The organism is Halorubrum sp. SP9 (genome assembly GCF_005435015.1).
Classification (GTDB): Archaea; Halobacteriota; Halobacteria; order Halobacteriales; family Haloferacaceae; genus Halorubrum; species Halorubrum sodomense.
The window spans coordinates 1-216 of sequence record NZ_SGXU01000782.1; the positions used below are offsets into that span (position 1 = coordinate 1).

Genomic DNA, 216 nt, shown 5'->3' on the forward strand with positions numbered 1-216 from the left:
ATGCTCGCGAACTCGTCGAGCCGCTCGTTCCGTCGCTCCAACTCGCGCTCCCGTCGCCTCCGTTCGCTTACGTCCCGGATCACGCCGACCCGACCGAGTTCCCCGTCGTCGCCGAGTTCGGTCGGGCCGAACCGCATCTCCGCCGGGAACGGCTCGCCGTCGACCGGCTCGAACTCGTACTCGATGGAGCCGGCGTCGCGACCCTCCTCGCGCATC

1 protein-coding gene is annotated in these 216 nt (G+C 69.9%); it reads right to left on the reverse strand.

The features are described 5' to 3' along the window. On the reverse strand, window positions 1–216 hold a 216-nt coding region (locus EXE45_RS19300; protein WP_137695222.1), incomplete at both ends, for a PAS domain-containing protein.